This window comes from Finegoldia sp. P2-F-LR (assembly GCF_052932265.1).
In genome coordinates, this window is record NZ_JBRFJF010000013.1 from 12,977 (window position 1) to 32,230 (window position 19,254).

The 19,254-nt window shown below is 30.2% G+C and carries 22 protein-coding genes; 11 read left to right on the forward strand and 11 right to left on the reverse strand.

The features are described from left to right. Nucleotides 1–4: 4 nt before the first annotated feature. Nucleotides 5–1,003 carry an asparaginase gene (locus ACU68W_RS08275; RefSeq protein WP_094223365.1) on the reverse strand — a complete coding sequence of 333 codons (999 nt, stop codon included), beginning with the start codon at nt 1,001–1,003 and terminating at the stop codon, nt 5–7. A 142-nt stretch (nt 1,004–1,145) separates the two neighbouring features. On the opposite strand from ACU68W_RS08275, the gene ACU68W_RS08280 reads away from it, so the two are divergent. The 8 genes from ACU68W_RS08280 (at nt 1,146) to ACU68W_RS08315 (ending at nt 8,768) form a co-directional block, all read left to right on the forward strand. Further along, the gene (locus ACU68W_RS08280; protein WP_035109451.1) at nt 1,146–2,081 is read left to right on the forward strand and encodes a substrate-binding domain-containing protein; all 936 of its coding nucleotides are present in this window, start codon (nt 1,146–1,148) and stop codon (nt 2,079–2,081) included. 206 nt (nt 2,082–2,287) lie between these two features. After that, a complete protein-coding gene (pstC, locus tag ACU68W_RS08285; protein ID WP_002836201.1) occupies nt 2,288–3,157 on the forward strand; it encodes a phosphate ABC transporter permease subunit PstC in 870 nt (289 codons plus the stop codon). Beyond that, the gene (gene pstA, locus ACU68W_RS08290) at nt 3,147–4,022 is read left to right on the forward strand and encodes a phosphate ABC transporter permease PstA (RefSeq protein ID WP_002836200.1); all 876 of its coding nucleotides are present in this window, start codon (nt 3,147–3,149) and stop codon (nt 4,020–4,022) included. The genes pstC and pstA overlap by 11 nt, the downstream gene beginning before the upstream one ends. After that, nucleotides 4,022–4,774, forward strand: coding sequence for a phosphate ABC transporter ATP-binding protein PstB (gene pstB, locus ACU68W_RS08295; protein ID WP_094208473.1), 753 nt, complete (start codon nt 4,022–4,024; stop codon nt 4,772–4,774). Before pstA ends, pstB begins: the two co-directional genes overlap by 1 nt. A gap of 14 nt (nt 4,775–4,788) precedes the next feature. Next, nucleotides 4,789–5,445: a phosphate signaling complex protein PhoU gene (gene phoU / locus ACU68W_RS08300; protein WP_002836198.1), complete on the forward strand. Its 657-nt coding sequence runs from the start codon at nt 4,789–4,791 to the stop codon at nt 5,443–5,445. Next, on the forward strand, nt 5,442–6,110 hold the full coding sequence (locus ACU68W_RS08305; RefSeq protein WP_094208472.1) for a response regulator transcription factor: 669 nt from the start codon (nt 5,442–5,444) through the stop codon (nt 6,108–6,110). Before phoU ends, ACU68W_RS08305 begins: the two co-directional genes overlap by 4 nt. Further along, on the forward strand, nt 6,110–7,813 hold the full coding sequence (locus ACU68W_RS08310; protein ID WP_094223364.1) for a sensor histidine kinase: 1,704 nt from the start codon (nt 6,110–6,112) through the stop codon (nt 7,811–7,813). Before ACU68W_RS08305 ends, ACU68W_RS08310 begins: the two co-directional genes overlap by 1 nt. Nucleotides 7,814–7,913: 100 nt before the next feature. After that, nucleotides 7,914–8,768, forward strand: coding sequence for a DegV family protein (locus ACU68W_RS08315; protein WP_094223363.1), 855 nt, complete (start codon nt 7,914–7,916; stop codon nt 8,766–8,768). A 53-nt stretch (nt 8,769–8,821) separates the two neighbouring features. Here the strand turns inward: ACU68W_RS08315 and ACU68W_RS08320 are convergent, their stop codons facing one another. Genes ACU68W_RS08320 through amaP form a run of 3 tightly spaced genes read right to left on the reverse strand, consistent with a single transcriptional unit; the run spans nt 8,822 to nt 10,165 of the window. Further along, the gene (locus tag ACU68W_RS08320; protein ID WP_227905412.1) at nt 8,822–9,280 is read right to left on the reverse strand and encodes an Asp23/Gls24 family envelope stress response protein; all 459 of its coding nucleotides are present in this window, start codon (nt 9,278–9,280) and stop codon (nt 8,822–8,824) included. Nucleotides 9,281–9,310: 30 nt separating this feature from the next. Further along, nucleotides 9,311–9,610 carry a DUF2273 domain-containing protein gene (locus ACU68W_RS08325; RefSeq protein WP_094205519.1) on the reverse strand — a complete coding sequence of 100 codons (300 nt, stop codon included), beginning with the start codon at nt 9,608–9,610 and terminating at the stop codon, nt 9,311–9,313. A gap of 9 nt (nt 9,611–9,619) precedes the next feature. After that, entirely contained in the window at nt 9,620–10,165 is a 546-nt protein-coding gene (amaP, locus tag ACU68W_RS08330) for an alkaline shock response membrane anchor protein AmaP (protein ID WP_094208469.1), read from the reverse strand. 299 nt (nt 10,166–10,464) lie between these two features. Here amaP and ACU68W_RS08335 point away from each other — a divergent pair, with 299 nt between their 5' ends. Next, complete coding sequence (locus tag ACU68W_RS08335) at nt 10,465–11,061, forward strand: 3-hydroxyacyl-CoA dehydrogenase NAD-binding domain-containing protein (RefSeq protein ID WP_199797323.1); 597 nt, start codon at nt 10,465–10,467, stop codon at nt 11,059–11,061. A 27-nt stretch (nt 11,062–11,088) separates the two neighbouring features. Continuing rightward, nucleotides 11,089–11,421, forward strand: a complete 333-nt coding sequence (locus ACU68W_RS08340; RefSeq protein ID WP_199797322.1) for a 3-hydroxyacyl-CoA dehydrogenase family protein — start codon at nt 11,089–11,091, stop codon at nt 11,419–11,421. 58 nt (nt 11,422–11,479) lie between these two features. On the opposite strand, the gene ACU68W_RS08345 is transcribed toward ACU68W_RS08340, so the two are convergent. From ACU68W_RS08345 to ACU68W_RS08375, 7 genes are read right to left on the reverse strand one after another with little or no spacing between them, the layout of a single operon-like run. Further along, nucleotides 11,480–12,499 (reverse strand): Gfo/Idh/MocA family protein, encoded by a 1,020-nt coding sequence (locus tag ACU68W_RS08345; protein WP_094223362.1) that lies wholly within the window; start codon nt 12,497–12,499, stop codon nt 11,480–11,482. An 8-nt stretch (nt 12,500–12,507) separates the two neighbouring features. After that, nucleotides 12,508–13,839: a nucleotide sugar dehydrogenase gene (locus ACU68W_RS08350; RefSeq protein WP_094205515.1), complete on the reverse strand. Its 1,332-nt coding sequence runs from the start codon at nt 13,837–13,839 to the stop codon at nt 12,508–12,510. After that, nucleotides 13,832–14,410 (reverse strand): acyltransferase, encoded by a 579-nt coding sequence (locus ACU68W_RS08355; protein WP_002836185.1) that lies wholly within the window; start codon nt 14,408–14,410, stop codon nt 13,832–13,834. The genes ACU68W_RS08350 and ACU68W_RS08355 overlap by 8 nt, the downstream gene beginning before the upstream one ends. Beyond that, entirely contained in the window at nt 14,410–15,597 is a 1,188-nt protein-coding gene (locus ACU68W_RS08360; RefSeq protein ID WP_446756391.1) for a DegT/DnrJ/EryC1/StrS family aminotransferase, read from the reverse strand. The genes ACU68W_RS08355 and ACU68W_RS08360 overlap by 1 nt, the downstream gene beginning before the upstream one ends. Next, a complete protein-coding gene (locus ACU68W_RS08365) occupies nt 15,597–16,823 on the reverse strand; it encodes a glycosyltransferase family 4 protein (protein WP_094223360.1) in 1,227 nt (408 codons plus the stop codon). The genes ACU68W_RS08360 and ACU68W_RS08365 overlap by 1 nt, the downstream gene beginning before the upstream one ends. 7 nt (nt 16,824–16,830) lie before the next feature. Further along, entirely contained in the window at nt 16,831–17,463 is a 633-nt protein-coding gene (locus ACU68W_RS08370; RefSeq protein ID WP_094203513.1) for a sugar transferase, read from the reverse strand. Between the two features lies 1 nt (nt 17,464). Further along, a complete protein-coding gene (locus tag ACU68W_RS08375) occupies nt 17,465–18,658 on the reverse strand; it encodes a DegT/DnrJ/EryC1/StrS family aminotransferase (protein ID WP_094208464.1) in 1,194 nt (397 codons plus the stop codon). Nucleotides 18,659–18,823: 165 nt separating this feature from the next. Between ACU68W_RS08375 and ACU68W_RS08380 the strand changes: the two genes are divergently transcribed. After that, nucleotides 18,824–19,237, forward strand: a complete 414-nt coding sequence (locus tag ACU68W_RS08380) for a Fur family transcriptional regulator (RefSeq protein ID WP_094208463.1) — start codon at nt 18,824–18,826, stop codon at nt 19,235–19,237. Nucleotides 19,238–19,254 lie beyond the last annotated feature (17 nt).

A 19,254-nucleotide genomic window follows, 5' to 3' on the forward strand; every position in this document is an offset into this window, starting at 1 on the left:
ATTCTTATTCTATTATTGAAATATCATGATTTATAATTGAGTAAAATTCGTCTTGAATTTTTTGAATATCTCTGTTGTGTTTTCCCATTACATACATCATTTTACAAACAACTGATTCTAATGTCATATCTTTTGATTCCAAAACATCTAACTTTTCTCTAATTCTCATACCAACTTGGTATACTCCAATATCTGAGCCTTCTTGTGGAACTTGAGTTGTCATTACAATAATTTTATTAGTCGAGTATCGATCCATTAATCTTAGAAATTCTTCAGAAATTCCTACAGGCATTCCACCCACTCCATAACTTTCTACGATAATACAGTCGTATTTTTCGAAAATATCTTCTAATATATCTGCTCTCATTGATGGGATTAATTTCAACAAATATACGCTATCATCTAGTTCATCGTAAAATTCTACAGTATTATCTGACTTATCATCAATATATCTTAATACTTTTCCATCGTGAATTATTGCAATCAGTGGATAATTAATAGAATCGAATGCATCAAAACTTTTTGTTCTAACTTTTCTAGCTCTATTTCCACAAATAACTTTTCCATTGAACACTATATTGACACCGTGTGATTTTTCTTTACTAGCAAATATCAATGCATCTATTAAATTATTCTTTGCATCTGTAATATCATTTGAAATTGATTTTTGAGCACCTGTTATTACAATTGGTTTTGGGCTTTTTTGAATTAAATACCCTAACGCAGATGCAGTGTATGCCAAAGTATCTGTACCGTGTGTTATTACAAACCCATCGTAATTATCGTATTTTTCTTTTATAGTTTGTTTGATATGTATCCAATGCTCTGGTTTTATGTCTGTTGAATCAATACTGAATAAACTTATTGTATCCAATTCAAAATCAAATTTCTTAAATTTTACATATTCTAATATGTCTTTTGCTTGAAGACCTGGTGCTAATCCTTTATCTGTAGCAACGGAAGCTATAGTTCCTCCAGTTGTAATTAATAGTAGTTTTTTCATACACCCCTCCTAGAAATAGTATAACACTTTACTTTTAAAAATTGTAAACAAATAATTTTACATACAATTTACAATAATATTATATGAATTTTAAACATTACATGTATTCTATTAGTGAATTAAATATGAAAGGATGATTTATTTGAAAATCAAAAAATTTATGTTAGTTGCTATGATGCTAGTATTTGGAGTATTCATGGTAGCATGTGCAAAACAAGATGATGGAAAAACATCAGACAACTCAAACAAAACAGAAACTACTTCTACAGATTCTAAATCAAACGAAAGTGCTGGAGGAGAAATCCACGTAGTATCAAGAGAAAATGGTTCAGGTACTAGAGGAGCTTTTACAGAAATTACTAAAATCTTAGAAAAAGGTGCTGACGGTAAAGAACAAGACAAAACAGTTTCTTCTGCAATCGTACAAAACAGTACTAACGCAGTTATGATGACTGTAGGTCAAGACAAAGACGCTATTGGATATATTTCATTAGGTTCATTAAACGACAAAGTTAACGCAGTAAAAATCAACGGTGTTGAAGCAACTTCTGAAAATGTTCAAAAAGGAGACTACAAAATCTCAAGACCTTTTAACATTGCTTACAAAGGAGAATTAAAACCACTTCCAAAAGATTTCTTAGATTATATTCTTTCAAAAGAAGGACAAGAAATTGTTAAAAAAGAAGGTTATGAACAACTTCCTGAAGAAGCTAAAGCTTACAACAAAAATTCTCAAAAAGGTAAAATCGTAGTTGCAGGTTCAACTTCAGTTTCTCCATTAATGGAAAAATTAGCAGAAAGCTACAAAGCAATGTATCCAGAAGTAGAAATCGAAATCCAATCAACAGGATCTTCAGCTGGTATGAACTCAGCTATTGAAGGTGTATGTGATATCGGAATGGCTTCAAGAGAATTAAAAGACAAAGAAAAAGAACAATTAAAAGCTCAACCTATCGCAATCGATGGTATAGCAGTTATAGTAAACAAAGAAAATACAAAAGCAACAGATTTAACTCTAGAACAAATAAAAGATATCTTCACTGGTAAAGTTAAATCTTGGTCTGAAATTTCTAAATAATTCCTCTCAAAAGGCAGATCTCTTATGAGGTCTGTTTTTTATTTTGAAAGAATTTATTTTACATTTGTAAAATGCAATGTTTCCCTATTTCTACAGTCTTTTACTTTTTAACTTGAAAAACTTTACATTTAATTAACATTATTATCGCATTAATTTTACAAGCTCTTGATAATATTAAGGTGATAAAAATATAGAAAGGATTTAATATGAAAAAGAAATATTTATCTGAATCAATAATGAAATACGTATTTTTAGTATCAGCATTGACTTCTATTTTTGCGATTGTTTTAATATGTTTTTTCATTTTTGGTGAATCAATGCCTTTTATAAAGAAAGTTGGCTTAACTAATTTTATATTTGGTAAGGATTGGGCTCCGGTCGATGTCCCTGCCCAATTCGGTATACTTCCGATGATTATCGGTAGTATTTATGTAACTATTGGCTCCATAATTATAGGAGTACCAATTGGAATTTTCACAGCGATTTATCTTGCAAAATTCTGTCCAAAAAAATTATATAATTTTTTGAGACCTTGTATTGATTTAATGGCTGGTATTCCATCCATCGTTTATGGTTTCTTCGCCTTAATGGTTATAGTTCCAATGATTAGAAAAGCTTTTGGAGGAACTGGTATGAACATAGTCACAGCTTCTATTCTTCTAGGAATTATGATTTTACCGACGATAATCACTTTATCTGAAAGTGCAATAAATACTGTTGTAGATTCTTATTATGAAGGAAGTATTGCACTTGGAGCTAGTCACGAATTAGCCGTAATGGGAGTTGTAGTTCCTGCTGCAAAATCAGGTATATTATCATCAGTTATACTTGGAATCGGACGTGCCATCGGAGAAACAATGGCAGTTTATTTAGTTGCAGGAAATCAACCTGTAATAGCAAAAAGTATATTCTCAGGAACGCGTACTATGACAACTAACATCGTATTGGACATGGCTTATGCGTCTGGTGCTCATAGAGATGCTTTGATTGCAACTGCGATGGTATTATTCGTATTTATACTTTTAATAAATCTAGCATTTAATTTGATTAAAAGAGGTGTAAATAATGGAAAATAATTCTATTGATGTAACTACAAATAGTTTGAGAAATTTAAGAAAAAATAAAACAAAAAGTATAATCATTAAAGGTTTTATTTATTTGATGGCTTTTATTACTTTAGCTGTATTGTTTTATTTAATTATTTACATGTTAGTTAATGGTATTCCCCATTTGAAACCTAGCATGTTTTCAAACCACTATACTTCTAAGAACGTATCAATGATGCCTTCAATTAAAACTACTGTTTTGTTAGTTTTATTGACATTATTAATTGCAAGTCCTATCGGAATATTTACAGCAATTTATTTATCTGAATATTCCAAGAAAACCTCGAAAGTAGTAACTCTTATTCGACTTGCAACAGAAACATTATCTGGTATTCCATCAATTGTTTATGGTTTATTCGGTATGTTGTTATTCGTTATGAGATTAAAGTTCAGGTATTCGTTGATATCTGGTGTTCTTACAATGTTCATAATGGTGCTTCCATTAATAATTAGAGCCAGTGAACAAGCTTTATTATCAATCGATGACGAATTAAGAGCTGGAAGTTATGCATTGGGAGCTGGAAAGTTGTATACTATAAGAAAGGTATTACTTCCTGTAGCAATGCCTGGAATTATGGCAGGTATAATCCTTTCTATAGGAAGAGTTGTAGGAGAAACAGCCGCTTTGATGTTTACATTGGGAACAGATCCTCGTGTACCTACTAGCTTATTCCAATCTGGAAGAAGTTTAGCGTTACACATGTATGTGTTATCTTCTGAAGGATTCCATGTAGAAGAATCTTATGCAACTGGCGTTGTGTTGGTAATTTTAGTTTTAATAATAAATATAGTTTCCAATTTAATAGGAAAAAAATTGACGAAAGGAAGTAAATAATGTCTAAGATAAGTATAAAAGATGTTGATTTATATTATGATGATTTTCAAGCCCTAAAGAAAATCAACATGGAAATGAAATCAAATGAGATCACTGCTTTTATTGGACCTTCTGGTTGTGGTAAGTCTACAATGCTGAAATGTCTAAATAGAATGAACGATCTTATTGATGGATGTCGAATCGAAGGTTTAATAACTTTAGATGGCAAAGACATATACGATAAAAATTACGATGTAAACTTGTTAAGAAAAAGAGTTGGGATGGTTTTTCAAAAACCTAATCCATTCCCTATGTCTATTTATGATAATATAGCTTACGGTCCAAGATTACACGGAGAAAAAAATAAGGCAAAATTAGATGAAATTGTAGAAAAATCTTTAAAAGGTGCAGCAATTTGGGATGAAGTAAAAGATAATTTGAAAAAGAACGCACTTTCAATCTCAGGTGGTCAACAACAAAGAATTTGTATCGCAAGAGCGTTGGCTGTTGAACCTGAAGTGTTATTAATGGATGAACCTACATCAGCTCTTGACCCTATCTCAACAAACAAAATTGAAGATTTATGCCAAGATTTGAAGTCAAAATATACTATAATAATGGTAACTCACAATATGCAACAAGCTGCTCGTATTTCTGACAAGACAGCATTTTTCTTGACAGGTGAAGTTATAGAATTTAATAATACTGATGTACTGTTCTCAAAACCTGAGGATAAAAGAACAGAAGATTATATTACTGGTAGATTCGGTTAAAAAGAGGTGGTATTATGAGAAAATATTTTACGCATCAATTAGAAGAATTAAAACATAATTTAATTTTTCTTGGAGCAAATGTCGAAAGACAAATCGAACAAAGCACTTATGCATTGGAAACTCAAGATTTAGAAATAGCACAAAAAGTTTATGATTCTCAAGAAACTATTTATGAAATGTCAAAAGAAGTTGAAGATACTTGTTTGAGACTTCTTACTACACAATCCCCTGTCGCAAAAGACTTGAGATTTATTTCATCAGCACTGAGAATTCTTTCTTGTATGAGTAAAATCGGAAACCACGCACAAGAAATTTCGGAGCTTGTTATGTTAATTGGTAAATCACAACTTCCAAAAGATTTGTCAATGATAAGATCCATGGGTAAAAGTGCACAAAAGATGCTTGTAGAAAGTATCAACGCTTTTACTGATGATGATATTGAATTGGCAAATTCTGTAATCAAAAAAGATGATGAAGTCGATGAACTTTTTGCTCACTTCATGGAAGAATCTATAGAATTGATTAAATCAGGTTGTGAAAACCCTGAACAAATTATCGATTTAATTCAAGTTGCAAAATACATTGAAAGAATTGGCGATAATGCAGAAAGAATCGCAACCTGGGTAATATTCTCAGTTACTGGCGAAAGATACGAGGAAAATGCACAATGATTTGCTGTGTGGAAGATGACAAAAGCATAAGAGAACTAATTATCTACGCACTTAATAATGAAGGCTACGAAGCAATGGGATTTGGAGACTACAATGAATTCAAATCCACATTGTATTCTTCTAGCATAGATTTAATTATTTTAGACATTATGCTTCCAGGAAAAAGTGGTCTTGATATTTTAAAAGAAATAAGAAATAATGAAAAAACAAAAAGTGTCCCAGTAATGATGCTTACTGCCAAGACAACGGAATACGATAAAATAGTGGGACTCGATAGTGGCGCTGATGATTATATGATAAAGCCTTTTAGTATTATGGAACTACTAGCAAGAGTCAGAGCACTACTTAGAAGATCCTCATTAAGTAAAACAAAATCGAAAATCATCTATAAGAATATTGAATTAGATTATGATAAGAGAACGGTTAGTGTCGATGGAGAAAATGTAGAATTGACTTACAAAGAATTTGAATTGTTGTATTATCTCCTATCAAATGTCGGAAAAGTTTTGACAAGAGAAAATATCATGACCAAAATTTGGGGATTTGACTTTGAAGGAGAATCACGTACAGTTGATGTTCATATAGCAACCTTGAGACAAAAACTTAAAAACGCTTCCAGCATAATCAAAACTATAAGAAATCTAGGATATAAAGCTGGTGAATGATGAAAAGAAGAATTTACACTAGAATTTCTCTTGTAATTATTATAGCTTTAGCAATTGGATTAGGTTTACAGACATTTATATTCTATAATTATAACAAATCCAAAGAAGAAACTTCCCTACTGCGTCAAATACAATACGTGGATTCTATCAGCGACAATAGTCGCGATAAGACTATTACCAATATAAAAAAGATTAAAAGAATTAATCCTACTAATCGATTTACAATAATTGATGAAGGTGGGAATGTTGTATATGATACTGATACCAATATAGATTCTTTGGATAATCACTCTAACAGAGAAGAAATACAAGATGCCAGAGATTCAAAAATTGGATCAATAACACGTAAATCTGATAGTTTTGATAAAAGCATGTATTATGTAGCTATTCTTCAAGGTAATTCTGATATTCTTAGAGTAAGCTGCGAATCTGCTAGTTTTTTGAAAACTATTTTAGATTTATTACCATATACCCTATTGATATTAGCGTTATCTTTAATATTATTAATTGATATTAATAGAAGACAAATAAGACAAATATTGGATCCTATCGAAACTATTGCCAATGAATTAGATGATAACATCGTAAATGATAAAGAATCAAAATTGTTAGAACAACCTGTTTACAATGAGCTAATACCTTTTATCAATATAATTAGACGCAAGAATGATACAATAAAAAAATATGTAGATGAATTAGAAGAAAGATCAACTACAATTAAAACTATTACAGACAATATGAGAGAAGGTCTTATCTTACTTGATAAAAATATGAATGTTTTATCAGTTAATAAGTCAGCTGAGTTTTTGTTTGGTGCATCTGATTCTAAGTATGAAGGCAGACCTTTTATTTCATTAAACAGAGATTTAAAAATTCATTCTGCTATTAAAGATGTAATATCAACTAAAACGGCACATCATATAAATATTGAAATGCAAGGAATTCTACTATCGATGTATATTGCACCAGTATTGGATGACGATAACATCAACGGAGTTTTATTGTTCTTAGTAGATGAAAGTGACAAGATAAAAGCCGAAAAAAGAAGAAGAGAATTTTCAGCAAATGTTAGTCATGAATTAAAATCTCCTCTTACTTCAATTAACGGATATGCTGAAATGATAGAAAACAACATGGTTAGTCCAGAAAATGTAAGTAAGTTTGCTACAATAATACACCAAGAAGGATTGAGATTATTGGAGTTAATCGATAATATTATTAAACTTTCCAAGCTTGATGAGTCTGGAGATAACATTGAAAAAGGTTTATTCAATCCAGAAAAAATAATTGATGAAATAATCAAATCCAACCAAAATAAATTGGATAGTAAACAAATTGAGCTTGTTACAGATTTACAAGAAAATTGCTTAATATATGGAAACGAAAATTTAATTAAGGAAATGATTGAAAACTTAGTTACAAATGCAATCAAATACAACAAGATTTCAGGCAAAATTAAGATTTCAATATTCAAAGAAAATGACAAAACTAAAATAATCTGTGAAGATACTGGAATCGGTATAGCTGAAAAATATCAAAGTAGAGTATTTGAGAGGTTCTTTGTTGTTGACAAATCACGTTCTTCACAAGAATCTACAGGACTAGGACTATCAATCATCAAACACATCGTTGATATCCACAACGGATCCATTACTCTTGAATCAAAGTTAGATGTTGGAACAAAAATCACAATAACGATTTAAATACGGCAACTGATTGTCGTATTTTTTTCGTTAAAATGATATAATAGTTATGTTAACTTGAATATACAAAATTATTAAACGATTTAGAAAGGAGTAAAAAATGCAAAGAATTGCTATTCTAACAGATACTACATCTGATGTAGATCCATCGATTATTAAAGAATACAATATTGTAGAAGTCCCTCTTCAAATCATTTACAATTCGGAAGTTACATATAAAGATAAGTATGAAAAAAATATTGACGACGTTATCAATGACATTAATAGTAACACTATTAGTAGTTCTCTTCCCTTAGCAAGTGATTTGATTGACAAAATAGAAAAGATCATATCAGAAGGATACACACATATTATAGCTACATGCATGAGCTGTGGAATTAGTGGTACTTATAATCTATTTCAACAAATTTTAAGCTTATACTCTGATAAAATTACATATCATTTGATAGATTGCAGGTCATGTTCTATGGGAATGGGTTTTCTAATTGAAAAAGCTGTAACAATGAATGAAAGTGGAAAAAGTTTCGAAGAAATTGTAGAAGAATTAGAAAAGCTAAAAACAAAAGAGGATTTCTTTTTTACTGTAGATAAATTAGACTATCTTTACACAAGTGGTAGAATTAAACGCTCAAGTAAAGTCGTTGGAAATCTATTAAACATTAAACCAATTATTACCTGTATCAAAAAAACCGGTAATTTGGAAGTTATAGATGCAGTAAGAGGCAGAAAAAAAGTCAACCAACAAATCCTTAATTATATAATTGACTTCGCAGCTAACAATCAAATAGACAATATCTATATAATGCATTCAAACCTACAAGAAAATGCAGATGAATTAGAAAAAGTAATACAAGATTACTATCCTAATGTTAAAATTTATAAGAGACCTATTTCTAGTCTTTTTGTTATACATACAGGTCCTCATATCTACGGGGCAGTCGTAACATTAAAATAAGGAAGGCATGATGCCTTCCCTTTTTAATTTAGTTTAATTTAGTTTGATCTAGTTTATTTTAATCCACTTTTATTTTCTTCTTCTTTTTTGTTTTTCAAGTTGAATTCTTTTCTTGTCATAACATCAACTACTTTGCAGTTAACTTCTACAACATCTAATCCAGTCATTTTCTTTACACTTTGTTTTACAACTTCTTGTAGTTGTTGGAATACTTTTACAGCTGATACGCCATATTCTAATATTACTGATACATCAATTGCAGCTTCTTTTTCGCCAACTTCAGCATCAATACCTTTAGTTGCATTATATCCACCGAAAGTTTCTTGAATTCCTGAGAAGAATCCACCTTCCATATCTAAAACACCAGGAATTTCTCTAACTGCTATTGCAGCGATTTTTTGAACTACAGAGTTATCAAAAGTTAATTTTGATTCGTGTTTTTGTTCCTTTTCTTTTTCAGCTTTTTCTTCATTTACTTTGTTTACTTCATTGTATTTTTTTTCTTCCATCATTCTAATCTCCTTTTATACTATTATACTATTTTATTTCCTAAATAAATTCATCAAAAATCTGATAAATTTAGGATTACCTTCTTTATACAATCCATAACCATAACCTATACCAAAAAGTAATAGTATTAAGATTGTTGCCCAAAAACCAAGTTTTAAAATTAAAAGTGCAATTATTACGCCTAAAATTCCATACTTAGTTGGTTTCCTTAACCCTGATAAATTTTTTATTAACCTTTCGTCAAATTTATCTTTTGAATCTTCTTTTACAAATATTACTTCCTTTTGTTCATCCGGGGATTGAAAATTGTCCAACATACTTTTATTGTTCATTTTTGCCCCCTATACTACCCTTTTGTTTGTAGATTTTGCCAAATCCAAGAATTTTACAGTAATATCTTTAACTTTGTAACCAGTTAAAGTTTCCAGATTAGTTTTGATATCATTTTTGATGTTTTCACCAAGACCTCCTACATTTGACATATCCCTTACTCCAACCTCTACATCACAATTCATATATGGTTCATTTGAATTGTTGACTCTTACATTAACATTAGAAGTTCTGACATCATTAAATCTATTTACTGTACTTTTTACAGTATTTTCAAGTGCATCTGTAGATATCATAACTTCTCCATCCTTGTCTCTTGAGATCAAGAAATCACTTAAATTATCAGAGAATATTGCTTTAAACATTATTATAAGTGCCCCTAGTAAAATTAAGGCTCCAATAACTGCTAATATATAAAAGCATACCTCATTCATCATGAGCTCTCTGAGATTATAACTAACTTGCCCAAAATTGAAAACTGTGAAAAACATTACTAAAGAAAACAAAATCAGTAATATTGAAAACAATATATGAACAAATTTTTTAAATCCACTCATAAAACCTCCTTGTAAATTATTGATATGTTTGCTACTTGTTATATATACCACTTTTTAATAAATCCTAAACAATAATTTGTTAAATTATGAAATTTAATCTTTATTAATTGTTTTAAAAATGGTTTTAACCTCTAGCCCTTAATTTAATTATACCCTTCTTATAAATTTCTAAACATTTTAAAAATTAAAAAATCCGAAAAATCACACAATTTGTTCAACTCTGATTTGTAAAATCATTTAGAGTGTATATAAATACTGAATAGAATTACAATATAGGTTAATTTAAAGGAGGCAAATTTATGAAAATTAAAAATGTAACAGTGGCTGGTGGAGGAGTTTTAGGATCTCAAATAGCATTTCAAACTGCTTTTAAAGGCTTTGATGTAAACGTATGGTTAAGAAGTGAAGGTTCTGTAGATAGAGCTAAGCCACGTTTTGATGTATTAAAAGAAACATATCTAAGTATAATAGATAGAATTAAGGTTGGATTATCTGATGAAAACACTGTTAACTCAGTAATTATACCTAGAGGTATTTCTACTGAACAATTAGCAATTGATGATAATGAAAATTTAAAAAAAGATGTAGAAGAAGGATTTAATAGGATTCATCTTTTAACAGACTTAGAAAAATCAGTTGAAAATTGTGATTTATTAATTGAAGCTGTTTCTGAAAATCCAGAACAAAAATCAGATTTTTATAAAAATTTGGCAAAAGTATTAAATGATAATAATATAGTTGCAACAAATTCATCAACATTATTACCAAGTTCATTCAAGGATTTACTTCCTCATCCAGAAAAATATCTTGCTATTCACTTTGCAAATGAAATTTGGAACAATAATACAGCAGAAATTATGGGACACAGCGAAACTTCCCATGAAGTATACGATTAAGTTGTTAACTTCGCAAAAGATATAGGAATGATTCCATTAAAATTAAAGAAAGAACAACCGGGATATCTACTAAATTCACTATTAGTTCCATTATTAGATGCAGCAATGACTCTAAAGGCTTTAGACATAGCTGACATCGAAGATATCGACAACGCTTGGAGATACGAAACAGGTGCTCCATTTGGACCTTTCCAAATAATAGATGTAGTCGGTCTTAAGACTGCTTATAATATCACTTTAAATAAACCAGATGTAAATGATGAAAATTCTGTAACATATCAGAATGCACAAATGTTAAAGAAATATATAGATGAAAACAAATTAGGTAGAGGAACAAAAGAAGGTTTCTATAAATACTAATTAAATTGAAACAAGCTCTTGATAAAATCAAGAGCTTGTTTGTTTTCAAAATATTATATTAGTCAATCCAACCGTAAGCTTTCATTAATACTTCAACTGGCTTTCTTCCTTCGTGACCATTGATTAGCGGCTGAGTATCTGTATTTATTGCGTGAATAAAATCTTTGTATAATGGAGTGTGTCCGTTTCCGTACACATTATCGATAGATTTATCATCTTCCAATTCTCCGGTTTCAGATTCATCTTCAAATACCCAAGTTTTTATTTCGTTAACAGCTAAACCACCGATAACGGCAGTTCCTGTTGAGCCAAATACAGAAATAGTTTCTTCAAGATTTTTAGGATAAACATCGGCACTACCTTCCAATAGTCCAATTCTACCGCTCTTAAATCTCATCAGAATTACGCCGTAATCTTCCATTTCTATGTCTCTTAGGAAAGTTTCTGTTTCAGCCTTTACGCTTACTAATTCATCGTCCATCATCCATAACAGCAAGTCTAGTGCATGTATACATTGGTTCATCAATGTACCACCATCTAATGCCTTTGTTCCTCTCCATGGAGCTAAGTTATAGTAGTTTTGATTTCTGTTCCATAAAACCCTTGCTGTGATGTTTGTCATCTTTCCAAATTTATTAGCGTCAATTGTCTTTTTCAATTTTTGAATTGGAGGATTAAATCTATTTTGGTGACACACTCCAACTTTTAATCCTTTTTCATCAGCTAACTTATTAATTTTATCTATTTCTTCCAAACTCATAGCCATTGGTTTTTCAATCAATACATGTTTTGATTGTTCTAAACAGTAAAGAGCTATCTCACCATGATAACCACTTTCTGTTGAAATAGAGCACATATCCATGTCGACTTCTTCTAACATTTTTTTGTAATCAGTGTATACTTTTACATCTCTGTCAGAAAATCTTTCCAAATATTCATCTCTTTTTTCGATGGCTCTTTCTTCAATAATATCGCATACTGCAACTAATTCCATTTCTGAATCATTGTTTGCAATACCTTCAACGTGTTTATAAGAAATTCTACCACAGCCAATGATTGCGCATTTAATTTTTTGCATATTACCTCTTATAATAATTCTATTTTATCTTTATTGTTTTCTACGTTTCTTGTAGCATATTTTGTATCAAATACAAATGGTGCATTGTCTACAACCATTTGATAATCAACATTTGTGTGATCTGCAGTTATTACAACTAAATCGTAGCCTTTAACTACTTCTGGATTAATTTCTTTTAATGAGTATGTCTTAGATCCATCTGGGTTGAAATAAGAAGGATTGAATCCATCATAATAATCTACGATTGCTCCTTCTTCTCTGAATTTATCCATTACAACAAATGCAGGAGAATCTCTCAAATCGTCGATATCTTTTTTATAAGCAATACCTAAAATTAAAACTTTGGAACCATTTAATGGTTTTTTGAATTTTCTAGACAAAATTTTCATTGATCTATCTACTACCCATTCAGGCATGCTATCATTCACAGTACCACTTGCTTCAATGATTGGCATGTGTACGTCGTATTCTCTTGCTTTCCAGGTCAAATAGAATGGATCCAATGGTATACAGTGTCCACCTACACCAGGACCTGGATAGAATGCTTGATATCCATAAGGTTTTGTCTTAGCAGCATCTACTACTTCCCACATATTGATATCCATTTTATTAGCTAGTTTAGCAAATTCATTTACCAATCCGATATTTACATTTCTATATGTGTTTTCAAGAATTTTTTCCATTTCAGCAACTCTTGGTGAAGATACAGTCATAACTTCTCCTTCAAGTACATTTCTGTACAATGCTGCTGCAACTTCTGTAGATTCTGAACCAATTCCTCCAACAACTTTTGGAGTATTCTTAGTTTTGTATTGTTTGTTACCTGGATCTACTCTTTCAGGAGAGAATGCTAAGTAAAAATCTTCTTCACATTTTAAGCCTGAACCATTTTCCAATATAGGTCTCATTAATTCTTCAGTAGTTCCTGGATAAGTAGTGGATTCTAATACAACTATAGATCCTTTTTTCAAATGTTTAGAAACATCTGTAGTTGATTTTTCAACGTAAGAAATGTCTGGTTGTTGGTAAATATCCAATGGTGTTGGTACAGCAATAGCTATGAAATCACAACTTGCAACCGATTCAAAATCACTTGTAGCTCTTAATTTTCCAGATTCAACAATAGCTTTTAATTCTGAATCAACAACATCACCAATATAATTAACTCCATCATTAACCATTTGAACTTTTTCAGGTTGTACATCAAATCCAATAACAGTATAACCGGCTTTTGCCTTTTCAACTGCTAATGGCAATCCTACATAACCTAATCCCACAACCCCTACTACTAGAGATTTATCTTCGATTTTTCCCAATAATTCTTCTTTTAAATTATTCATTTGATACCTCACTCAATTTATAATCATTTAATAAATATTTCTTGTCACATTTTTCACATATATAATCTGTGAGGGAAACTCTTTTTAGGTTTTCTCCACATGAACATGCATATCCATGATGTCTAGCTGGATTTCCTACTACAATTTCGTAATCCCCGACATCTTTTGTAACAACTGCTCCTGCTCCAATTATAGCATATTTGCCAATTGTGTTTCCACAAACAATAGTCGCATTGGCGCCAATAGACGCGCCTTCTTTAATAGTTGTTTTTCGATATTCATCTTTTTTCTCAATAAAAGCCCTTGGATTAATAACATTTGTAAATACACAAGAAGGTCCTAGGAACACACCATCTTCACAAACAACACCAGTATACACACTAACATTATTTTGAACTTTACAATTATTACCAAGCGTAACATCTGGAGAAATAACAACATTTTGACCAATATTACAATTTTCTCCAATAGTGCTACCTGACATCACATGACTAAAATGCCAAATTTTAGTACCTTTACCAATCTTTGTCTCTTCATCTATATAGCAAGACTCATGAGCAAAAAAGTCCATTATACTATCTCCTTTATAGAATTAATAATATATTCTCTTTCTTCATCGTTCATTTCTGGGAACAATGGAATAGCAAAAGTTCTTTCTGAAAGATATTCCGCATTAGGGAAATCTCCCTTCTTATATCCTAAATCATTAAAAGCTTTTTGTAAATGCATAGGAACCTTGTAATAAGTTCCAGTAGCGATGCCTTTTTCTTTTAATTTTGATTCTATTTCTTCTCTGTTTTCAGATTGTAAAATAAATAAATGGAAAACGTGCTTTCCGCCTTCAGTTTCTGTTGGCATTACCAATGAAGTATCCTTCAAAGCTTCGATGTATCCGTGTGAAATACTTCTTCTGTTTTCTGTATATTCGTCTAAATGCTTTAATTTAATTCTCAAAATAGCAGCCTGGATTTCGTCTAATCTTGAATTGTGACCGATTAAATAGTTGTAGTATTTCAATGGATTGTAAACAGTATTATCTCCTGAATTTTGTTCCACAACCTCAAATTCTTCATCATTTAATATAGCATAAGCTTTCATCCCATTTTCGCCACTACCGTGAACCTTCAATGCTCTCATAATAGTTGCCAAATCATCATCATTAGTTGTGATCATTCCACCATCACCAAAACATCCTAAGTTTTTTGTAGGGAAAAATGAGAAACAAGCTACATCTCCTAAATTACCTACATTTTTGCCATTATATTGTGAATTAATTGCTTGTGCTGCATCTTCAACAACATACAAATTATGTCTTTTTGCAATATCATTTATTTCATCCATTTTACATGCATTTCCAAATAAATGAACACAAATAATTGCCTTTGTTTTCTCTGTAATCTTTTCTTCTATTTGAGAAGGATCGATATTATAAGTATCCAATTCAACATCACAAAATACAGGTGTAGCTCCGATAAATCTTATAGCTTCAGCTGTTGCAAAGAAAGTGTAATCAGTAGTTATAACTTCATCTCCTTCTTTGATTCCCAAAGACTTCAACGCTATAATCAATGCATCAGTTCCATTTCCAACTGTAATTGCATGTTTGACACCAATTTTATTAGCTATTTCTTTTTCAAATTCTTTAACATTTTCACCCATTATATATTGTGCATTTTTGAAACACTCTAATACACTTGTATTTACTTCTTCTTCAATGTCTTTATATTGTCTTTTCAAATTCAACAATGGTATATTCATTAAAATCCCCCATTTAAAGTTTTAAATATATGTTCCAATTTATCAGTTAAAATTTTGTAATCATAATTTGCTGCTGCTTCTTTAGAATTTTCACAAAATTGTTTATAATCAATATCTTTTAAATTATAAAAGTACAATATTCCTTCCTTTAAAGCATCTGCAGAACCACTTTTTACTGTCTTACCACAGTTAAATTTTTCAATGATATCATAATTACATTTTAAATTAGATAATATAGGTTTGTTTGCAGCTAAATACTCAAACAGCTTATTAAAACTCATTCCATATTTATATAAATTAATATCTTGTCCAGTAATTACATTCAAATCTGACCTTGTAACTATAGAAGGAACATATCTTTTGTCAACAGAACCTTTAAAAACAACATTTTTTTGTGAATTTTCTCTAACTTTTTTTATAAGGCTTGCTTCAAATTCACCTTTCCCATAAACAATAAGTTTTATATCTTCATAATCAGAAAGTTTATTCATTGCATCAATCAAAGTATCAACTTGATTTGCTCGTCCTAAAGCGCCTGTATAAACAACTTTAAAGATATTTTTATCATCTAAATCTACATCTTCCAAATGATATTTTTTTATTGATTCATTGAAATCTTCTAGTACAACTCCATTATTTATGTGAAATACATTATCTCTATTAATTCCTCTTGATTTCAGATAGTCTTTTCCGCCCTCCATTGTGAATATTAAAGCATCTGAAGACTTATACACAGATTTCTCAATAGCATATAGGATTTTTGCCACAGGATGATTTTTACTGAATTTACCCATTTCTATAAAAGTTTCTGGCCATAAATCTCTTGTTTCACAAATTAATTTAGCGTTATTATTTTTGGCTATTTTTCTTGAAGCTAACCAAGTTAAACTATGAGGTGCAGAACAATAAACAACATCAGCCCCAGAGTATCTTTTAGATACTGATAATAGGTTTTTATAGAATTGTACCATATTAATTACACGATCTTTGCCATTCCCAGTGTAATTTTTTGCCTTAATATATACAAATTTCAAGGAATCAATTATTTCTTCTTTATATTTTTTTTCATCATTAATCACATTTAAATCTGTACCGTGAGTAGTAGATGCTGTAAATAGCGTTACTTTATGTCCTCTTTTTTGTAATTCTTTTGCAAAATTATAGTGTCTTAAATATCTACCTTTTCCTGGAACATCTATATAATGATTTATAATCCAAATATTCATAAAACTCCTATAAAATCTTCAATGTTTGAAGAATTATTTTAATATCATTTAATAAATTAATATTTTCAATGTATTGTTTGTTTAGTTCGATTTTATTAGGCATAATTTCTTCAACATATGTCTTTTCAGGATTGTCAGATTTATCCAAAATTTCTGATTCATCTCTGTATTTTATACTTGCCAAATCCGTAATTCCTGGTCTAATTTTCAAAATATCCCTGTCTGAATCAGAATACATATCAACATACTTTCTAACTTCAGGTCTCGGACCAACAAAACTCATATCTCCGACCAATACATTGAACAATTGTGGAAACTCATCTAATTTAGTTTTTCTCAAAAACTTTCCTACTTTCGTTATTCTAGGATCGTCTCCAACTGTTATTGCCATTCCCAATTTTGGAGCATCTACAACCATCGTTCTAAATTTCAAAATTGTAAAGTCCTTATTATTTTTCTTAACTCTTTTTTGCTTGAAAAACACAGGACCTTTTGAATCTAATTTTATAGCAATGGAAATTATAATCATTGGGATTGCCATAACTAAAATTCCAAATAAAGATGCTAAAATATCAAATAATCTTTTGATGAAAAGATTAAATTTGCTATTTTTAAGGATTTCATCTACTCGATTATCCATATTATTTACCACTAACTATATCCTTGTAAGTTTCGATTACATATGCTACTTCATCATCTGACAATAATGTGTGAAGCGGCAATGTTATTTCGTTTTTGTATTGTTCAAAAGTATTAGGATAATCTTTAATGTCAAATCCTAAATTTTTGTATCCTGTCATCATTGCAATTGGTTTGTAGTGAACATTAGTAGCAATGCCTTTTTCTGCCATCTTGACGATTATATCGTTACGAGTTTGTTCATCTATACCCTCAACTCTTGTTAAATACAAATGACCGTTACTTGTATAATCTTTTCCAAAATGATTTAAATAACTTATTGAAGTATTATCAAAACCATCATTATACATTTTGATTATTTCTTTTCTTCTAGCTAATAAATCATCATATCTTTCTAATTGTGCAAGCCCAATTGCTGCTAATATATCCGGCATATTGTATTTGTAATAAAGGCCTTTAATGTCGTATTCCCATGCACCTAATTTTGTTTTGGCTAATGCATCTTTGTTTTGTCCATGTAAGGAATATAATTGTAAATCATTGTAAATCTTATCTACATCACCAATGTTTATAGCAAGCATTCCACCTTCAGCTGTAGTAAAGTTTTTAACAGCATGGAAAGAGAAAGAAGCTATATCTTGGAATGATCCAATCTTTTTGCCTTTATATGTTGAACCTAAAGCATGAGCGCTATCAGAAATCAAAGCAACTCTTCCCAATGATTCTTGAATTTCGTTTGAAGGTCTGAATATTGATTTCTTAGCTTCAATAATTTCGTAAATTTTATCGTAATCAACAGGAACTCCTGCGATATCAACTGGAATAATAGCCTTAGTATTTTCGTTTATGGAATCATATAATTTATCATAATCCATAAAGTATGAATCCTTTTGAACGTCTACTAATTTAATTGTAGCATCCAAATGATCTATAACTGAACAGCTTGCAGTATAAGTGTAAGCCGAAGTAATACATTCATCCTTCTTACCATTTACGCCCAAAATTCTAAGCGCACATTCCAATGCAGCAGTTGCTGAATTAAAGCAACAAGTCTTTTTTGATTGTGTATATTCTTGTAAGTTTTTTTCTAATTGTTTGGTTTTTGGTCCAGTTGTAATCCAACCGGATTTTAATGCGTCTACCACTTCTTCAATTTCTTTATCAGAAATATCAGGTGGTGAAAATAAAATGTTCATAAACAACTCTCCTTATTTCACTAACTATATATTATACCACTAATCTGTGAAATTTTAGATATTAATAACGAAAAAGTTGACAAATTGTAGCATTCTTCCAAATTTAAAATTTAAATATTCATAAACATTTCATAATAAAATGATATAATAATGATAGGTGATAATATGAAAAATGAAATCTTGTTGAACAATGGTTTAAGAATCACAAAAGCAAGGAAACTTATTATATCGATTTTAGACAAAACAGAACAACCTATATCTGCAGAAGATTTGTATGAGATTTTTAAGGAGAAGGAAGAATCCAATTTGTCTACAATTTACAGGAATTTAAAAATATTAAAAAATAAAGGAATAGTTGAAATTGTATGTGAAATTGATGGTATTTCATATTACAGATTAAAAGGCAAAAAACATAAACACAGCATAATTTGTGAATCTTGCGGCAAAATCATTCCTATCGATCATTGTCCTGTCGAAAAAATAGAGACGGATTTGGAAAACAAAACCGGTTTCAAAATTGACTCACATACTCTTGAATTTAGAGGAATTTGTCCGGATTGCCAAAATAAAAATAAATAAATTAAACAAAAGCATGA